At 71.3% G+C, this 14,371-nt stretch carries 13 protein-coding genes and 1 riboswitch; of the genes, 5 read left to right on the top strand and 8 right to left on the bottom strand.

What is annotated here, in order from left to right:
- Window positions 1–4 precede the first annotated feature (4 nt).
- Window positions 5–1,216, bottom strand: coding sequence for an FAD-dependent monooxygenase (locus ABT297_RS15885; RefSeq protein WP_350549415.1), 1,212 nt, complete (start codon window positions 1,214–1,216; stop codon window positions 5–7).
- 124 nt (window positions 1,217–1,340) lie between these two features.
- Here ABT297_RS15885 and ABT297_RS15880 point away from each other — a divergent pair, with 124 nt between their 5' ends.
- The gene (locus ABT297_RS15880) at window positions 1,341–2,237 is read left to right on the top strand and encodes a TetR/AcrR family transcriptional regulator C-terminal domain-containing protein (RefSeq protein ID WP_350549413.1); all 897 of its coding nucleotides are present in this window, start codon (window positions 1,341–1,343) and stop codon (window positions 2,235–2,237) included.
- A 92-nt stretch (window positions 2,238–2,329) separates the two neighbouring features.
- Window positions 2,330–2,713, top strand: coding sequence for a VOC family protein (locus ABT297_RS15875; protein WP_350549411.1), 384 nt, complete (start codon window positions 2,330–2,332; stop codon window positions 2,711–2,713).
- 25 nt (window positions 2,714–2,738) lie between these two features.
- Here ABT297_RS15875 and ABT297_RS15870 read toward each other — a convergent pair whose 3' ends face one another.
- A complete protein-coding gene (locus ABT297_RS15870; RefSeq protein WP_350549409.1) occupies window positions 2,739–3,848 on the bottom strand; it encodes a hypothetical protein in 1,110 nt (369 codons plus the stop codon).
- Window positions 3,845–4,363 (bottom strand): SigE family RNA polymerase sigma factor, encoded by a 519-nt coding sequence (locus tag ABT297_RS15865; RefSeq protein WP_350549407.1) that lies wholly within the window; start codon window positions 4,361–4,363, stop codon window positions 3,845–3,847. Before ABT297_RS15865 ends, ABT297_RS15870 begins: the two co-directional genes overlap by 4 nt.
- Before the next feature lie 225 nt (window positions 4,364–4,588).
- A riboswitch (cyclic di-AMP (ydaO/yuaA leader) is annotated at window positions 4,589–4,735 on the top strand.
- 9 nt (window positions 4,736–4,744) lie between these two features.
- Here ABT297_RS15865 and ABT297_RS15860 point away from each other — a divergent pair.
- A complete protein-coding gene (locus ABT297_RS15860) occupies window positions 4,745–5,767 on the top strand; it encodes a coiled-coil domain-containing protein (protein WP_350549405.1) in 1,023 nt (340 codons plus the stop codon).
- 55 nt (window positions 5,768–5,822) lie between these two features.
- On the opposite strand, the gene ABT297_RS15855 is transcribed toward ABT297_RS15860, so the two are convergent.
- Window positions 5,823–6,887, bottom strand: a complete 1,065-nt coding sequence (locus ABT297_RS15855) for an App1 family protein phosphatidate phosphatase (RefSeq protein ID WP_350549403.1) — start codon at window positions 6,885–6,887, stop codon at window positions 5,823–5,825.
- Between the two features lie 217 nt (window positions 6,888–7,104).
- Here ABT297_RS15855 and ABT297_RS15850 point away from each other — a divergent pair, with 217 nt between their 5' ends.
- A complete protein-coding gene (locus tag ABT297_RS15850; RefSeq protein WP_350549401.1) occupies window positions 7,105–7,824 on the top strand; it encodes a hypothetical protein in 720 nt (239 codons plus the stop codon).
- Here the strand turns inward: ABT297_RS15850 and ABT297_RS15845 are convergent.
- Together ABT297_RS15845 and ABT297_RS15840 are read right to left on the bottom strand one after the other, a co-directional pair.
- Entirely contained in the window at window positions 7,814–8,842 is a 1,029-nt protein-coding gene (locus ABT297_RS15845) for an AAA family ATPase (protein WP_350549399.1), read from the bottom strand. The genes ABT297_RS15850 and ABT297_RS15845 overlap by 11 nt on opposite strands.
- Window positions 8,839–9,600, bottom strand: a complete 762-nt coding sequence (locus tag ABT297_RS15840; protein ID WP_350549397.1) for an RNA ligase family protein — start codon at window positions 9,598–9,600, stop codon at window positions 8,839–8,841. Before ABT297_RS15840 ends, ABT297_RS15845 begins: the two co-directional genes overlap by 4 nt.
- 168 nt (window positions 9,601–9,768) lie before the next feature.
- Between ABT297_RS15840 and ABT297_RS15835 the strand changes: the two genes are divergently transcribed.
- Complete coding sequence (locus tag ABT297_RS15835) at window positions 9,769–11,364, top strand: alpha/beta hydrolase (RefSeq protein WP_350549395.1); 1,596 nt, start codon at window positions 9,769–9,771, stop codon at window positions 11,362–11,364.
- A gap of 171 nt (window positions 11,365–11,535) precedes the next feature.
- Here the strand turns inward: ABT297_RS15835 and ABT297_RS15830 are convergent, their stop codons facing one another.
- Window positions 11,536–12,615 (bottom strand): OmpA family protein, encoded by a 1,080-nt coding sequence (locus ABT297_RS15830; protein ID WP_350549393.1) that lies wholly within the window; start codon window positions 12,613–12,615, stop codon window positions 11,536–11,538.
- Window positions 12,615–13,781 (bottom strand): helix-hairpin-helix domain-containing protein, encoded by a 1,167-nt coding sequence (locus ABT297_RS15825; RefSeq protein WP_350549391.1) that lies wholly within the window; start codon window positions 13,779–13,781, stop codon window positions 12,615–12,617. The genes ABT297_RS15830 and ABT297_RS15825 overlap by 1 nt, the downstream gene beginning before the upstream one ends.
- Window positions 13,782–14,371 lie beyond the last annotated feature (590 nt).

Here is a 14,371-nt window from a genome sequence, read left to right as displayed (position 1 = left end):
GACCTCAAGCCCGGACGCCGTGATCGCCTTCCGTCGCGGTGTGGGTGTAGTCCTTCAGCGTGATCGCGTCCGCCTTGCTGAACTGCTTCTCGAGCAGGCTCTTCATCGGCCAGACGCCCATCATCCGCATGGAGAGCGCGCGCAGTCTGATCATCAGCTGGGTCCTGGGTGCGAAGCCGCGCATGCCCCCGGGTGGCAGTTGCATGCCGCTGGCCACGTACGCCGCCATCTGTTCCTGGTAGGCCGCGAAGGCCGTCTCCACCGGGCCTGCGGCGGCCAGTTCGCCGGCCAGCACGTACGCCCCGACCAGGCTCATGCTCGTGCCGAGACCAGCCAGCGGCGAACCGCAATAGCCGGCGTCGCCGAGCAGCACCACCCGCCCGCGCGACCAGCGATCGACGCGCACCTGACAGATCGAGTCGAAGTAGAGATCCGGGGCGTCCGGCATGGCCGCGAGCAGGGCGGGCACCCGCCAGCCGACGCCGGCCATCCGCTCGGCGAGGACCTGCTGCTGCTCCACACGGCCGAGGCGGTGGTAACGGTCCGCGGCGGTGAAGCTCAGGCCGGCCTTGGCCGTCCCGCCGCGCTCCGGCCGCAGGCTGGCGACCCGGCCGCCGGGGGCGTTGAACATGAGGAACCAATGGTCGAGGTCGCCGGGGTCGGGCACGGTGAAGTACGCCCCGTAGCCACCGAGGTGGCTGACGAAGTCCCGCTCGGGGCCGAACGCCAGAGCGCGCACCCCGGAGTGCACGCCGTCCGCGCCGACCACGATGTCGAACCGCTCGGCGCCGCCCTCGGCGAAGGTCACGTCCACCCCGCCGAGGTCCTGGCTCAGCGCCACGATGCGATCGCCGAACCGGTAGGTGCTGGTGGCCGCGGTCGCCTCGTAGAGGACCCGGCTCAGGTCGCCGCGAGCGATCTCGATCTCCGCGACGATGCCCTCGCCGCCGAAGAGCTCGGCGGGCATCTCGGCCAGCCGGCGTCCGGTCGCGTCGACCAGCGCCACTCCGCGCTCGTCCACCCGGTTCGCCAGCACCGCGGGCATCAGGCCCATCTGCTCCACCACGCCGCGCGCGACGCCGCGGATGTCCACCGCCTGGCCGCCCGGGCGCGGACCCGTGGCCCGTTCCACGATGGTCACCTCGGCCCCGGCTCGGTTCAGCCAGAACGCCAGGGCTGGTCCGGCGATGCCGCCGCCGGAGATCAGAACGCGCATGTCTTCCTCCTTGCGTACTCCGTACATTGATGTACTAGCCAAGGTATTGGGCCGTATTGAGGCTGGCAAATTGCACTAGTACAGTCGCCGATGAGGCAGCGGGCGTACTAGGACGGAGATAGTGATGGGCGAGGCGGTGCCGCCGTACCGGCGGATCGCGGCTGAGGTGCGCCGGCGGATCGAGGCGGGAGAGCTACGCCCGGGCGACCGGGTGCCGTCCGCCCGTGCGATCACCGAGGAGTGGGGCGTCGCGATCGCCACCGCCACCAAGGCACATGCCGCGCTGCGCGAGGAAGGACTGACCGTCGCGCGTCCCGGTGTCGGTACGGTCGTCGCCGGGCCGGCGCCGCGTCGCGACCACGAGCTGACCCACGAGCGGATCGTCACGACCGCCATCGCGATCGCCGACGCGGACGGTCTGGCCGAACTTTCCATGCGCCGGATCGCCGTCACCCTCGGGGTGGCCACGATGTCGCTCTACCGGCACGTACCCAGTCGCGACGACCTGACGTTGGCGATGATCGATGCGGCCTTCGGCGACCTGCGGTTGCCACCCCGGCTCCCCGGTGGATGGCGAGCCGGCCTGGAGCTGTGCGCCCGCCGGCAGTGGGCACTGTTCAAGCGGCACCCGTGGCTCGGCCCGTCGATGTCGCTGACCCGGCCGCAGCCAGCCCCCAACGCGCTGCGGCTCACCGAGTGGGTCATCGCCGCGTTCGACGGCACGTCCGTCCCGCTCGATCAGCGGATGTACATCCAGATCCTGCTGTTCAGCTTCGTCCGGGGCGCGGCAAGCGCGCTGGAGCCGGAGGCCGAGGCGATGCGGGAAAGCGGCCTGACCGCAGACCAGTGGATGGACTCCCAGGCAGCCGCCATGAACCGGCTGAACATCACCGGCGGAATGCCGAACATCCAGCAGCTGACTACCGCCGACTTCGACTTCGACCTGGACAAGCTGTTCGAGTTCGGCCTGGCCCGGCTGCTGGACGGGATCGACCTCTTCGTCCGGGCACACGCCGAGTAGCCCGGACGACCGTGTCCGGCCTGCCTCGGCGGCCACCGACTTCACCTTGCGTACCAGTGGTCCGCCCACTGGCAAGGGCGGACTATTGGGGTATGGCCGTCCAACTGAACCACACCATCGTGTCGGTCCACGACAAGCAGGAGTCGGCGGAGTTCTTCGCCGAGATCCTGGGGCTCGACAAGCCGGCGCCCTTCGGCCCGTTCTTGACCGTGCAGGTCGACAACGACGTCTCCCTCGACTTCGCCGACGACCTCGGGCCGGTCCATCCGCAGCACTACGCGTTTCTGGTCAGCGAGAGCGAGTTCGACGTGGTCTTCGGTCGAATCCGCGCACGCGGCCTGTCGTACTGGGCCGACCCGGGCCAGCGCCGGCCGGGCGAGATCAACACCCGCGACGGCGGTCGAGGCGTCTACTGGCAGGACCCTAGCGGGCACTTCCTCGAGATCCTCACGCGTCCGTACGGCAGCGGAAACTGAACGCTGACGCCGACCGCCGGCCCGGTCACGGATTCGGCAGGGGGTTGTCCGGCCACGCTGCCGGATCGTCGCCGCCCAGCCACTGCAGGGTCGCGGCGAGTTCGCGCACGGCCGATCCCTTGTAGGAGCCTTCGGCGACCATCGACAGTGTCGTGCCGCCGCCCATCCCGATCTGGATCTCCAGGATCGGGCGGCCGCCGTCGCCGGGGTGCTCGAGAACCCGGGCCGGGCGGCCGCCGAGCGTCTCGTTGGCCGCCGCGGTGGCTGGGCCGTCGCCGCGCTCCGTGGTGAATTTGACGTACGAGGCGCCGATCGCGATGGTCGTCGCGGTACTGCGGGACGGCCCGCCGAAGAACGTCATGCCACACGAGTCCGCCTTGGTGCCGGCGGGTACCGACGGCAGGCGGAAGGGCACGGCGCAGCGGTACGTGCGGTCGACGCGCACGCTGTTCGCCACCGCGAGCGCCGCGGCCTCGTCGAGCTGGCCGTACACCTGCAGCCAGAGGCCGTTGGCGAGGCGCCAGCGCAGCGTGCCGTCGCCGGACCGGGAATCGTGCGCGAACGTGCCGGAGCGGCCGTTGACGACGACGGACCGCTGCGCTCCGGTGAGCGGCTCGAAGTCGGTGGTACCACGGGAAAGCCGGACGGTCAGCATCGACCCACCCTGGATCATCACCCACTCACCGTCGGCGGAAGTGTGGTACTGCACGACGGAGGCGGGGAACGGCAGGGCGTCCATGCCGAGATGCACCAGCCACGGGCGGCCGACCTGGGCAGGGTCGCTCAGCGCGCTCGGCGGCCCGTCGGCGGGCGGCAGGAGCGGCGGCGCCGTCATCTTCGGCGGCGCGGCGGCGGTCGTGGACTTCGCACTGGGCGCGGGCGACGGTGCGGCGATCGTCGCGGGTGGCGCCGCCGGCATGCCGTCCGCGGTGGTGGGCAGCAGCGCGGCGGTCAGAGCGATGGCGGTACCGGCGACGGCGACGGAGAACGCCGTACCCGCCACGATCGCCACCCGGCGGCGCCTGCGGTGGCGGATGCCGCCCGCCCTCGCCGCGGCCAGCAGCCGCTCCACGTGCACGTCGTCGTCGGCGACCCGCGCCAGCGCCTCGGTGACCACCCGGTCGAGTCCCGTCACGACTTCCCTCCGTTGAGGGTCAGGCCGACCGAGCCGGCGCCGGATTCTTCCTTCGCCAGCCGGGTGCGTAGCGTGTCCAGGGCGCGTTTCACCTGGCTGCGTACGGTCTCCCGGCTGCAGTTGAGCAGTGCCGCGATCGCCGCGTCGTCGAGGTCCTCGTAGTAGCGCAGTACCACGGCGGCACGCTGTTTCGGTGGCAGCGCGCGGATCAGCCGCCACGTCGCGTCGCGCTCGGCGGCCTCCGCGCCCAGGTCACGAAGGCCGGGCACATCCTGCGGCTCGGCCACCGCGACCTCCCGGTTGGACGCCAGCCGCCACCGGGAGATGGCGGCGTTGACGAGCATCCGGCGCAGGTACGGCTCCGGCGGGTCGGCCGTGATCCGATCCCAGCGCACGAACGCCCGGGCGAGCACCTCCTGCACAAGGTCCTCGCCCTGGTGCCGGTCGCCGGTGAGCAGGCGTCCCAGCCGCACCAGCGCGGCGCCGCGTTGCCGTACGTAGTCATCGAACTCCACGCGGAAGCCCTCCCGTCGCGCGTGCCATCATCGAACTGCACGCGGCGGCGAGCCCCGGCTGTTGCATCGCCGCACGTTCACCCGCTAGACCGTGATCTGGGTCACTATTGATCACCACGTACGAGGTTGCGGGCAGGTCCACACAAACCGCGCGGTGCGCGATTTCGGCGCCCTGGGTACAGTGACCCACGGTCACGTCCACGAGGGCACCGCCCCCGGTGCCGGGCGGGGCTGCCGCCTAATCGCCGCACCGTGGCGAGCCGGGGACCCACGGTAACGTTGGGGTGAATCCGCCCTTCCTCGGAAGGGTGGTAGGGGTCGTTCCGTCCCGAACCCGTCAGCTAACTCGGTCGGCGGCCGACGGAAGGAACAACGAACCAGATGTCACCGCGACATCCCTACCGGCGCACGTTCATCACGCTGCTGGCGGCGATCGTGCTCGGGGGGCTCGCCGTCACACCCGCCGCGGCCGAGCCCGGCGGCGACACCGGCGACGAGGGCTCCGGCGCCAACCCGACGCTCAACTCCGTCCTCGAGAACACGACCCGCAAGTGGTCCGAGGCCAATGAGCGGCTGAACGCCTCGATCAAGCGTCAGGGCGAGCTCAACGCGCAACTGCAGGCGACCGAGGCGCAGCTGGCGGTGATCCAGGATCATGTGGCCGCGATCGCCGCGGCGGCGTACCGCACCGGCCCCCTCACCACGTTCGCCGCCCTGATGGACGCGAAGACCCCGGACAGCTTCGCCGAGCGGGCCGGCTCCATCAACGAGATCGCCCACCACAACAACAACCTGCTGCACCAGGCCAAACAGCTGCGGGACGACCAGACCGCGCAGAAGAAGGCGCTCGACGGCGAGATCGCCACGCAGCAGGAGCAGAAGCGCATCATCGAGCAGCAGAAGAAGGACGCGGAGAAGGCGCTCGCGCAGGCCGGTGGGCCGAGCAGGGGCTTCATCACCGCCAACCTGCCGACCGCCGACCCGGTGCCGCGCAACGCCAACGGGTCGCTGCCCAAGGAGTCGTGCAGCGTCAAGGACCCCACGACCAGCGGCTGCCTCACGCCACGCACGCTGCACGCGATGCAGCAGGCGCAGAAGGACGGCTTCAAGCGGTTCGTGTCCTGCTACCGCCCGAGCGGGCCGTACGAGCACCCGAAGGGCCGCGCCTGCGACTTCTCGGTGCAGACCAAGCCCGGCTTCGGCGGGGTGGCCACCGGCGACGACTACACCTACGGAACCACCCTGGCGACGTACTTCGTGAAGAACGCCGACCGCCTCGGCGTCATGTACGTCATCTGGTTCAAACAGGTGTGGACGCCGACGGTCGGGTGGCACCACTACTCGGGCGTCGCCGGAGACCCCTCCAGCGACCATACGAACCACGTGCACCTCTCGATCCTGTAATCCTCACGTTCCCGGGCGGCCGGTCGACAGCGGAACGTCGACCGGCCACCGCGGCTCAGAGGATCTCCGTGTCGCGCAGGAGCCGCCACAGGCCGGCGCCGTCGGGGGCGCCCAGCCAACGCCGATCGTTGAGCGGGACCCGCTTGGAGCTGCCGGCCACCCCCGGGAACGCGCCGGCCAGCACCGCCTGGGTCGGCGAGAGGTGCCGGATCGCCACCGCGGCCACGCTGTCGGGGTGCTCGGCGGCGAACTCGGCGTAGATCTCCGGATCGTGCTGCCCGTCGTCACCGACCAGCAGCCAGCGGATGTCCGGGAACTCCTCGGCGAGGCGGGCCAGCGACGCCCGCTTGTGCGCCTGGCCGCTGCGGAAGAACCGGTCCGGCTGCGGGCCCCAGTCGGTCAGCAGCAGCGGCCCGGCCGGGTACAGGTGCCGGGAGAGGAACCGGGACAGCGTCGCGGCCACGTTCCAGGCGCCGGTCGACAGGTAGAAGACCGGCGCGCCCGGGTTGGCGTTGACCAGCCGCTCGTACAGCACCGCCATGCCCGGCACCGAGGCGCGGGCGTGCTCGTCGAGCACGAACGTGTTCCACGCGGCGAGCAGCGGGCGCGGCAGCGTGGTGACCATGACCGTGTCGTCGACGTCGGAGATGATGCCGAAGCGGGTGCCGGGGTCGATCATCCGGATCGGCGCCTCGACGGCGGCGCTGTTCTCGGTCTGCAGCGTGACGGACGCCCAGCCGGGCGCGAGGTCGGCCTCGACGACGACGTCGATGAACCCGCCGCGGTCGCAGCGCACCTCGCGGGTCTGGCCGCCGGCCTCGATGCGCACCAGGGCGTCGCTGACCGACACCGCGGTGAACGAGCGCCAGCCGCGCAGCTTCTTGAGCCGCTTGGCCGGCTTGGGGTCGATCCGGGCCAGCAGCACGCGGCCGAGCACCCGGACCCACCCGGGCCGCTCGGCGGTGGCGCAGGCGCCGTACCCGGTGTACGCGGTGACCGCGACCTTCCACCCGCGCCGGCGCAGCCGCCGCTCGAGGACGTTGTGGATCGCGTCCTCGATGCGGGCCGCGCGGTGCAGCGGCAAGGGCTCGCTGCTCGGCGTGTTCGGGATCAGCGACACGGCCCCACCCTGTCACAGCCCGCCAGGGACCGCACCCCGCCCGGGGATCAACCCTGGGTGACCACCACACGACGGTGGGATGAAACCGTCGCGAGCGACTCCGGCTTCGTGGCCGCCCGAGCCGGCCCAAACGTGAGTTGTTTTTCCTGATTGCCGCTGTTGCGCAACTTGTCCGCTCCACACTGGGTGCCAAAGCCGCACAACCTGGGAGGACAGCGTGGAACAGCACAAACTCACGATCGACATGAACGAGGCCACGGTCGGACAGCTGCGCGACCACCACTTCGCGTTGTTCGGGCTCCACGCGATCGCCACCTCGGCGAGCGGCGCGCCGACGATCTGGCTCTCCGCGCACTACCTCGACCGCCACCTCGAGCTGGCGTGGACCGAGACGTACTCGATGTTCACCGCACGGCACATGCCGCACGCGCCGAGCAGCAGGGTCGTCGTCACGCACAACTACCCGGCGCCGCTGGGCAGCGTGCTGACGGTCTCCGGGAACGACGGCGCCGGCATCGTGACCCCGGGCGGACCCGCCGGGCACATGGAGATCGACAACGTCGGCCGGGTCGACCTCAACGCCGGGCTGTGCATCCACGACACGCACGGGATGTACCAGCCGGCCGGCGTCTTCGACCTCGTCGACGTGGACCTCTTCCAGCCCGTGCCCAAGGTCGCGTTCTTCTTCTCGCCGATCCCGCACATGGCCGGCGAGATCGCCACCCGCTCGCTCGGGCCCGGCGTGCTGCTGGACTACCAGATGGCCCGCAACCGGTCGCTATCGATCGAGTACGACATCCACGAGGGCTGGAGCGTGGCGAACCGGCCGTACGCTCGGGCGATCGCCGCCAACGAGCCGCTCAGCCCGCTCCTGCTGATCCGCTCGTCGGCGCTGCAGGCCCTGGCGATGCAGCGGCAGCGCTCGACTACTCGTTGAGCACCCAGCGCACCTCGTGCGCCTCGGTCGGGTCGGGCAGCTCCCAGCGCCCGGCCAGCCGGTCGATCACCGCGGCCGGCACCCGGCGGGGACGCGCCCGGTTGCGCCGGTGCACGACGTCCGGCGGCGCCTCCACGCTCACCAGCTCGACCCGCGCGCCGTAGCCGGCGGCGAGCCCGATGCACCGCGAGCGCAGCGCCCGGGTCACGTTCGTCGCGTTCCAGACGTACGGCGTGGCCGCGCGCAGGTGCTCGCGGGCGCGCGCGTACGCCGCGGCGATCACCGGGCCCTGGTCATCCGTCGGCCGCACGCCGAGCTCGTCGCGCAGGTCGTCGAGGCCGACAACCGGCACTCCGGGCCGGTTGGCCGCGATCCAGTGGTCCTTGCCCGAGCCCGGCAGCCCGGACATCACGGTCACCGTGCAGCGCGTATCGTCGAATGCCGCGTAGTCCGGGTCCCGGCCCGGGGTGCGGAAATATTCGAACCGCGCATGGTCCGAGGCGAAGGCGCGCGGTCCGTCGAGGCAGCCGATTTCCCGGGTGTACTCCATGAAGAGCGCGACCTCGTCGAGCAGCGCCCCGGCGCCGGGTCCGCCCCGCGCGAGGACGTCGGCGGTCGCCAGCAGCGCGAGGTCGTCGTTGCGGGCCAGCAGGCTGACCCGAAACGCGACGCGGTCGAGGTCCGGGCGCTCCAGCGCGCCGAACGGCAGCCCCCGGTGGCGCACGAGCGCGCACACGTGCTCGCGCCAGGCGATCGGCACGCCCATCTCCCACAGCCGGCGCCGGGCGGCGAGCTCGCCGCGCCGGGCCGAACCCGGATCGCTACCGCCCACGAGCAGGGCGGCGGCGAACAGCCGCGCCCGCTCGGCGGGCGGGCGGGCCCGCCACCGGTCCAGCCCGGCGAGGGCCGCCACGGTCCGGCGGGCGTGCGCGTCCGCCTCGGGCTCGAGGTCACGCAGCTCGTCCCAGGGCACGGCCCAGGACGGCGGCGCCGGGCAGAGCCGCTCGAACGCGTTCACGCCCGGACCCGGTTGGCCACGATCGGCCGGTCCTGCCAGTGGCTGCCGGAGTCGAGGATCGCCGTGTGGAAGCTGGGCCGGACCCACTTGTAGCGGCCCAGCACCGCGTCCTCGTCCTCGAGCTTGAGGTACAGGCCCTCCATGTCCTCGGACATATCGGTCTCGCGCACGACCTGGCCGGGGTCGGCGCCGCCGGCGACCGCCGCCTCCCGCAGGGCCTCCCGCCAGCCGCCGGTACGGCAGGTCGACGGGCCGACCAGCTTGGTGAGCGCGGCGAGGCCGGCGAAGGACCCCTCGTGCAGCACCGGCACGGACGCGACGCTCAGGCCGGCCAGCAGCTCCCGGCGGCGCGGCGTGGACAGGAACACCTCGGACCGGCGGTCGTACACGTCGAACTCGCAGAAGTGATGCGGCAGCGCGTCGTAGAAGACCGTGTGCTTGGCATAGAGCCATTCGCCGTACACGATGAATCGGTCTCGCAGCGCCGGCCACAGTTGATAGCGCATCCCGGCCGCCCACGCCTTGAACGGGGCGAACTGTTTCTCCCGCGGGCCGCCGGTCAGGTAATGGCCGCGCGACTGCAGCAGCAGCCCGCCCTCGGCATCGAAGCTGATCGCGGCGTTGGCTCCGTCGAGCTTCTCCTCCACGACCAGGGGGCGTCCGGCCAACTCGGCGAAGGGCACCTGCGCCAGGTCGTGGTCCCCCGGCTGTAGTCGCGAACCCCGCAGATGGGGCGTCCGGGGGTACTTGCGCAGCATCACACCGTTGTACCGGAGTCGATTCGACGTGCGACACGGGTTTCTCGGGTGAGGGAAAGGGTGTTACGGCTTCCGCGCGGCGCCCCTGACCGAAAGCATCGGCGTGACACTGTTTGACCCGAATCACTTGCCCAGACATTCCCATCTGGGCAAATTGGGAGGGTAGTCGTGAAGAACAGAACCGTGAAGGGGCTGGTCCTCTTCACCGCTGCGGCCACGCTCGCGGCCGTCGCGCCGGCCTCGAGCGCCCTCGCCGCGCCCGGGGGCGACGGCTACAGCCCAGCCCCGATCCCGTGGGGCCAGTGCGCGAGCCCCGGCCTGCAGCGCCGCGGCGCCGAGTGCGGCCTGCTCACCGTGCCCCAGGACTACGGCAGGCCCAACGGGCAGAAGATCCAGATCGCGGTCTCGCGCATCAAGCACAAGGTCGCCGACAAGGACTACCAGGGCGTCATGCTGGTCAACCCGGGCGGCCCCGGTGGGTCCGGGCTGACGCTGTCGGTCCTGGGCGAATATGTGCCCAACGGCGCGGGTGCCGCCTACGACTGGATCGGCTTCGACCCGCGCGGCGTCGGCTCCAGCGTGCCGGCGTTGCACTGCGACGACGACTACTTCAACGGCCCGCGGCCCGAATACATCCCGTGGAACAAGAGCATCGAGAACACCTGGCTGAACCGGTCCAAGAACTACGCCAAGGACTGCGGCAAGGCCGGCGGCGCGCTGCTCGACCACATGACCACCGTCGACTCGGTCAACGACATGGAGTCGATCCGCAAGGCGCTGGGCGCGAAGCAGATCAACTACTACGGCTTCTCGTACGGCACCTACCTCGGCCAGGTCTACGGCACCCTGTACCCGGACAACGTGCGCCGCATGGTGCTCGACGGCAACGTCGACGTGCGCAAGGTGTGGTACGAGGCGAACCTCGACCAGAACGTGAACTTCGAGCGCAACGAGAAGATCTGGTTCGGCTGGCTGGCCAAGTACGACAGCGTCTACCACCTCGGGACCACCGCGCAGCAGGTCGAGGCGCGCTGGTACAGCGAGCTGAACAAGCTGCGCGGCAAACCCGCCGGCGGCGTGGTCGGCGCGGACGAGTGGACCGACATCTTCCTGAACGCCGGTTACTACCAGTCGACGTGGCTCGATCTGGCCGACGCCTTCGCGGGCTGGGCCAACGACCGCAACACCGACGTGATCGTGGCCGCGTACGAGGACTACATCGCCCCCGGCGACGACAACGGCTTCGCGGTCTACAACGCGGTGCAGTGCACCGACGTGAAGTGGCCGCAGAGCTGGAACCAGTGGCAGCGCGACAATTGGCGCACGTTCCCCCAGGCGCCGTTCCTGACCTGGGACAACGCGTGGTACAACGCGCCGTGCCTCTACTGGCCCGGCAAGGCGCAGAAGCCGGTCAAGGTCGACGGCTCGAAGGTCAAGAGCATCCTGTTCGTCGGCACCACCCTCGACGCGGCCACGCCGTTCGAGGGCAGCCTGCAGGCCCGCCGGCTCTTCCCGCACGGCAGCCTGCTCGCCGAGGCCGGCCAGACCACGCACGCGAACTCGCTCAACGGCAACGCGTGCATCGACGACACGATCGCGGACTACCTCGCCACGGGCAAGCTGCCGCAACGCAAGTCGGGCGACCGGCCCGACAAGACCTGCGACGCCCTGCCGCAGCCGGACCCGACCGCGGCCGCGCTGTCGGCGAAGTCGCTGCGCGCGGACAGCGAAGTGCGGGAGCCGTTCTACCCGGTACGCCACTAATTTCAGCAAGAGGGGCGCGGCCGTCGATTGGCTGGTGACGGCAGCCGATGCGCGGGGTTCTCCATTATCACGGAGTGAACGTGCTGCTTCTTGTGCATGTTCACTCCGTGATCATGGAGAACATGACGAGGGGCGCGGCCGTGACGGCCGCGCCCCTCGTCTTTGCCGGCGTTACTGCTGGACGATGAACTCGACCCGGCGGTTGACCGCGTTCGCCGCGTCGTCGGTGCCCTGGACCTTGGGCCGGCTCTCGCCGAAGCCCGTCGAGCTCAGCCGGTCGGACGCGATGCCCAGCGAGACCAGCGTGTCGAGCACCGTCTTGGCCCGCGCCTCGCTCAGCGCCTGGTTGCGCGCGACGGTGCCGGTCAGGTCGGTGTGCCCCTCGATGCTGACCTTGGTCGCCGGGTTGCCGTTGAGGATCGACGCGGCGTTCTCGACCACCGCCCGGCCCTTGGCGGTCAGCGTCGCGCTGTCGTTCTCGAACTCGACCGTCGGCAGCGCGACCAGCTGGGTCTGCACCTGCGCGGGCGCGGCCGCCTGCCCGACGACGAGCTCGTTGCGGACCGCCTGGCCCTTCGCGGCCGCCTTCGCCGCCGCCTCGGCCTTGTCCTTGACCTCCGGCGAGGCCACCGTACCGGTCAGCGTGATCACGTGGTCGGTCAGGTCGACGACGCCGGCCTTGGTGTCCTTGCCGAGCGCCGCGAGGACGGCGCCGAGCCCGGCCAGGTCGGCGCCGTCGGCGGTACGCTTGGCGTCGACGGCGAGGTCGTCCCGCACGTTCTCCGCGCCGAACGCCTGCTTGGCCGCGCCGCCGAGCTCGGCGCGGTCACCGTCGGCCGGCACCGTGCCGGTGAGCGTGACCTTGCCGTTGTCGACCAGCAGCTTGACCGCGATCGGCCGGGGCGGGGCCGATGGCTTCTCCACCCTCGGCGGCGCCTGCACGTCGACCACGCGGACGCCCTCGACGCCGAGCGTGACATCGCGGGCCTTGCCGGCCTCGCCGGCCGAGCCGACCTTCACGCGACCGTCCCGCCCGGTGAAGCTCACCTCGGCGTCGATGCCGGCGTCGGACAGCGCGACCTTGGTGCGGTCGGTGAGGTTGTCCTCGATCGAGTGCCGGTGCGGCGCCTCGAAGGCAATGACCAGAGCCGCCAGCCCGACGACCGCGGCGCCGACCGGGATCAGTGGGTGCCGCGGCCGCACCTCCCAGCGCGCGCCGCTCGTGGAGTTGGAGCGGGTCGTGCCCGCCATCACGTACGCCCGGTGTCGCGACCCGCGACCAGGCGCCGGGTCAGGTCGGCGAAGCCCTCCTCGTCCCCGTCGGCGAGATGCCGCGCCTGCCGGGCCCAGGTGACGAGGCTCGGCGCGAACCGCAGACCGGCGGCCGAGATCGCGGCCCGCAGGGTTTCGACGTCGGCGTCGGCCAACTGCGCGTACGTGCGGATGCCGGCCGCCACGAGCGCGGCGGACATCTTCGGCCCGATACCCTCGATACGCTTGAGGTCTTCCACGCGCCCGGCCTCCGCCGCCGGCGCCACGGCCTCCGCCGCCGGCGCCACGGCCTGCGCCGGCACAACGACCGGCTCCGGCTCAGCTTCGGCCGCAACCGCCTCCGGCTCGCCTGCAACCGGCTCCGTCTCGGACTCGGCTTCCACCGCAACGGCCTCCGCCACCGGCTCCGGCTCGACCGCAACGGCCACCGGCTCGGGCGCGGGTTCGATGGCAACCGGCTCGGGCTCGACTGCAACGGCCTCCCGCCCAGCCTCAGCCACCTCCGGCTCGACCGCAACGGGCTTCGGCTCCGGCTCCACCGCGACGGCCACCAGCCCAGCCTCAGCCACCTCCGACTCCGGCTCGATCGCAACGGCCTCCGGCCCAGCCTCAGCCGCAACCGACCCAGACCCGACCACAACCGGCTCCAGCTCGACCGCAACGGCCTCCGGCTCCACCGCGATGGACTCCGGCTCGGGCTCGATCGCAACCGGCTCCGGCTCGGATTCAGGCTCGACGGCAACCGGCTCGGGCTCCGGTTCCACCACCACCGACTTTTCCACGACCGGCTCATCCACCGCCGGATCGTTCACGGTCGGCTCGGGTCCGGGCTTCGCCGTGACCTCGCGACCGGCGACCAGACGGTCGGTGAGCTCCTTGAAGCCGGCCTCGTCCCCGTCGGCGAGCAGCCGGGCCTGCCGCGACCAGGTCGCGATGCTCGGCGCGAAACGCAGGTTGGCCTTCTCCAGGGCGATCTCCACAGTGGTGCGCTCGGCGTCGGCAAGCTGCGCGTACGTGGTGATGCCCGACGCACGCAGCGCCGCGCCGATCTTCGGCCCGATGCCCTCGATGCGCTCCAGATCGTCTTCCGGCGTCCCGTCCGCCTCGAAAGCGGATTCGACGTCCGCGATGAGCGCGGCGTCCACAGTGGACGTTTCGGGCTCGGCCCCGACGACCGGTTCGGGATCGGCGACCGCAACTGGCTCGACAACAGGCTCGGACTCCGCCTCGACGACGGACTCGGGCTCAGCAACGGCGACCGGCTCGGCGACACCGACCGACTCGGCCACGGCAACCGGCTCGGCCACAGCGACCGGCTCGGGCTCGGGCTCGGCAACCGCGACGGCGACCGGCTCGGGCTCGGGCTCGGGCTCGGCGACAGCGATGGCCGCGGCGGGTTCGGCGGGGGAAACGGCCGCGGCTACGGGCGCCGGGGCCGCGGGTGTGGTGGACTCGGTTACGGACTCGGACGACCGGACCCGGCGCAGGCGCAGGCCCCACCAGAGGTAGCCGACCAGCAGACCGAGGAGGAAGGCGAGCAGGATCAACAGAAGTGACTGGTTGGTGTACCAGAGCACGACAGGCCTCCGGAGGATTTGACCTACACGACGAGGAAACGCGTGATTGGGGAGTTCGCGGGCAGCCTTGCACACCTGGATGTCCGGCAACAGAGCCTGGCCGGTCGCGTCCAGCGGTGGCCGCCGGGCGTACGGAGCGCCACGAGTGACGTTTCCGC

The organism is Dactylosporangium sp. NPDC000555 (genome assembly GCF_040300025.1).
In the GTDB taxonomy this organism is placed as follows: Bacteria; Actinomycetota; Actinomycetes; order Mycobacteriales; family Micromonosporaceae; genus Dactylosporangium.
The sequence above is the reverse complement of the archived record's forward strand: the minus strand, read 5'-3'. Positions and strand labels throughout refer to the sequence as shown.

Coding starts and splice junctions, on each gene's coding strand:
- ABT297_RS15840 (WP_350549397.1), bottom strand. CDS start 9,600: ATGCTGCGCAAGTACCCCCGGACGCCCCATCTGCGGGGTTCGCGACTA.
- ABT297_RS15880 (WP_350549413.1), top strand. CDS start 1,341: ATGGGCGAGGCGGTGCCGCCGTACCGGCGGATCGCGGCTGAGGTGCGC.
- ABT297_RS15830 (WP_350549393.1), bottom strand. CDS start 12,615: ATGGCGGGCACGACCCGCTCCAACTCCACGAGCGGCGCGCGCTGGGAG.
- ABT297_RS15860 (WP_350549405.1), top strand. CDS start 4,745: ATGTCACCGCGACATCCCTACCGGCGCACGTTCATCACGCTGCTGGCG.
- ABT297_RS15875 (WP_350549411.1), top strand. CDS start 2,330: ATGGCCGTCCAACTGAACCACACCATCGTGTCGGTCCACGACAAGCAG.
- ABT297_RS15885 (WP_350549415.1), bottom strand. CDS start 1,216: ATGCGCGTTCTGATCTCCGGCGGCGGCATCGCCGGACCAGCCCTGGCG.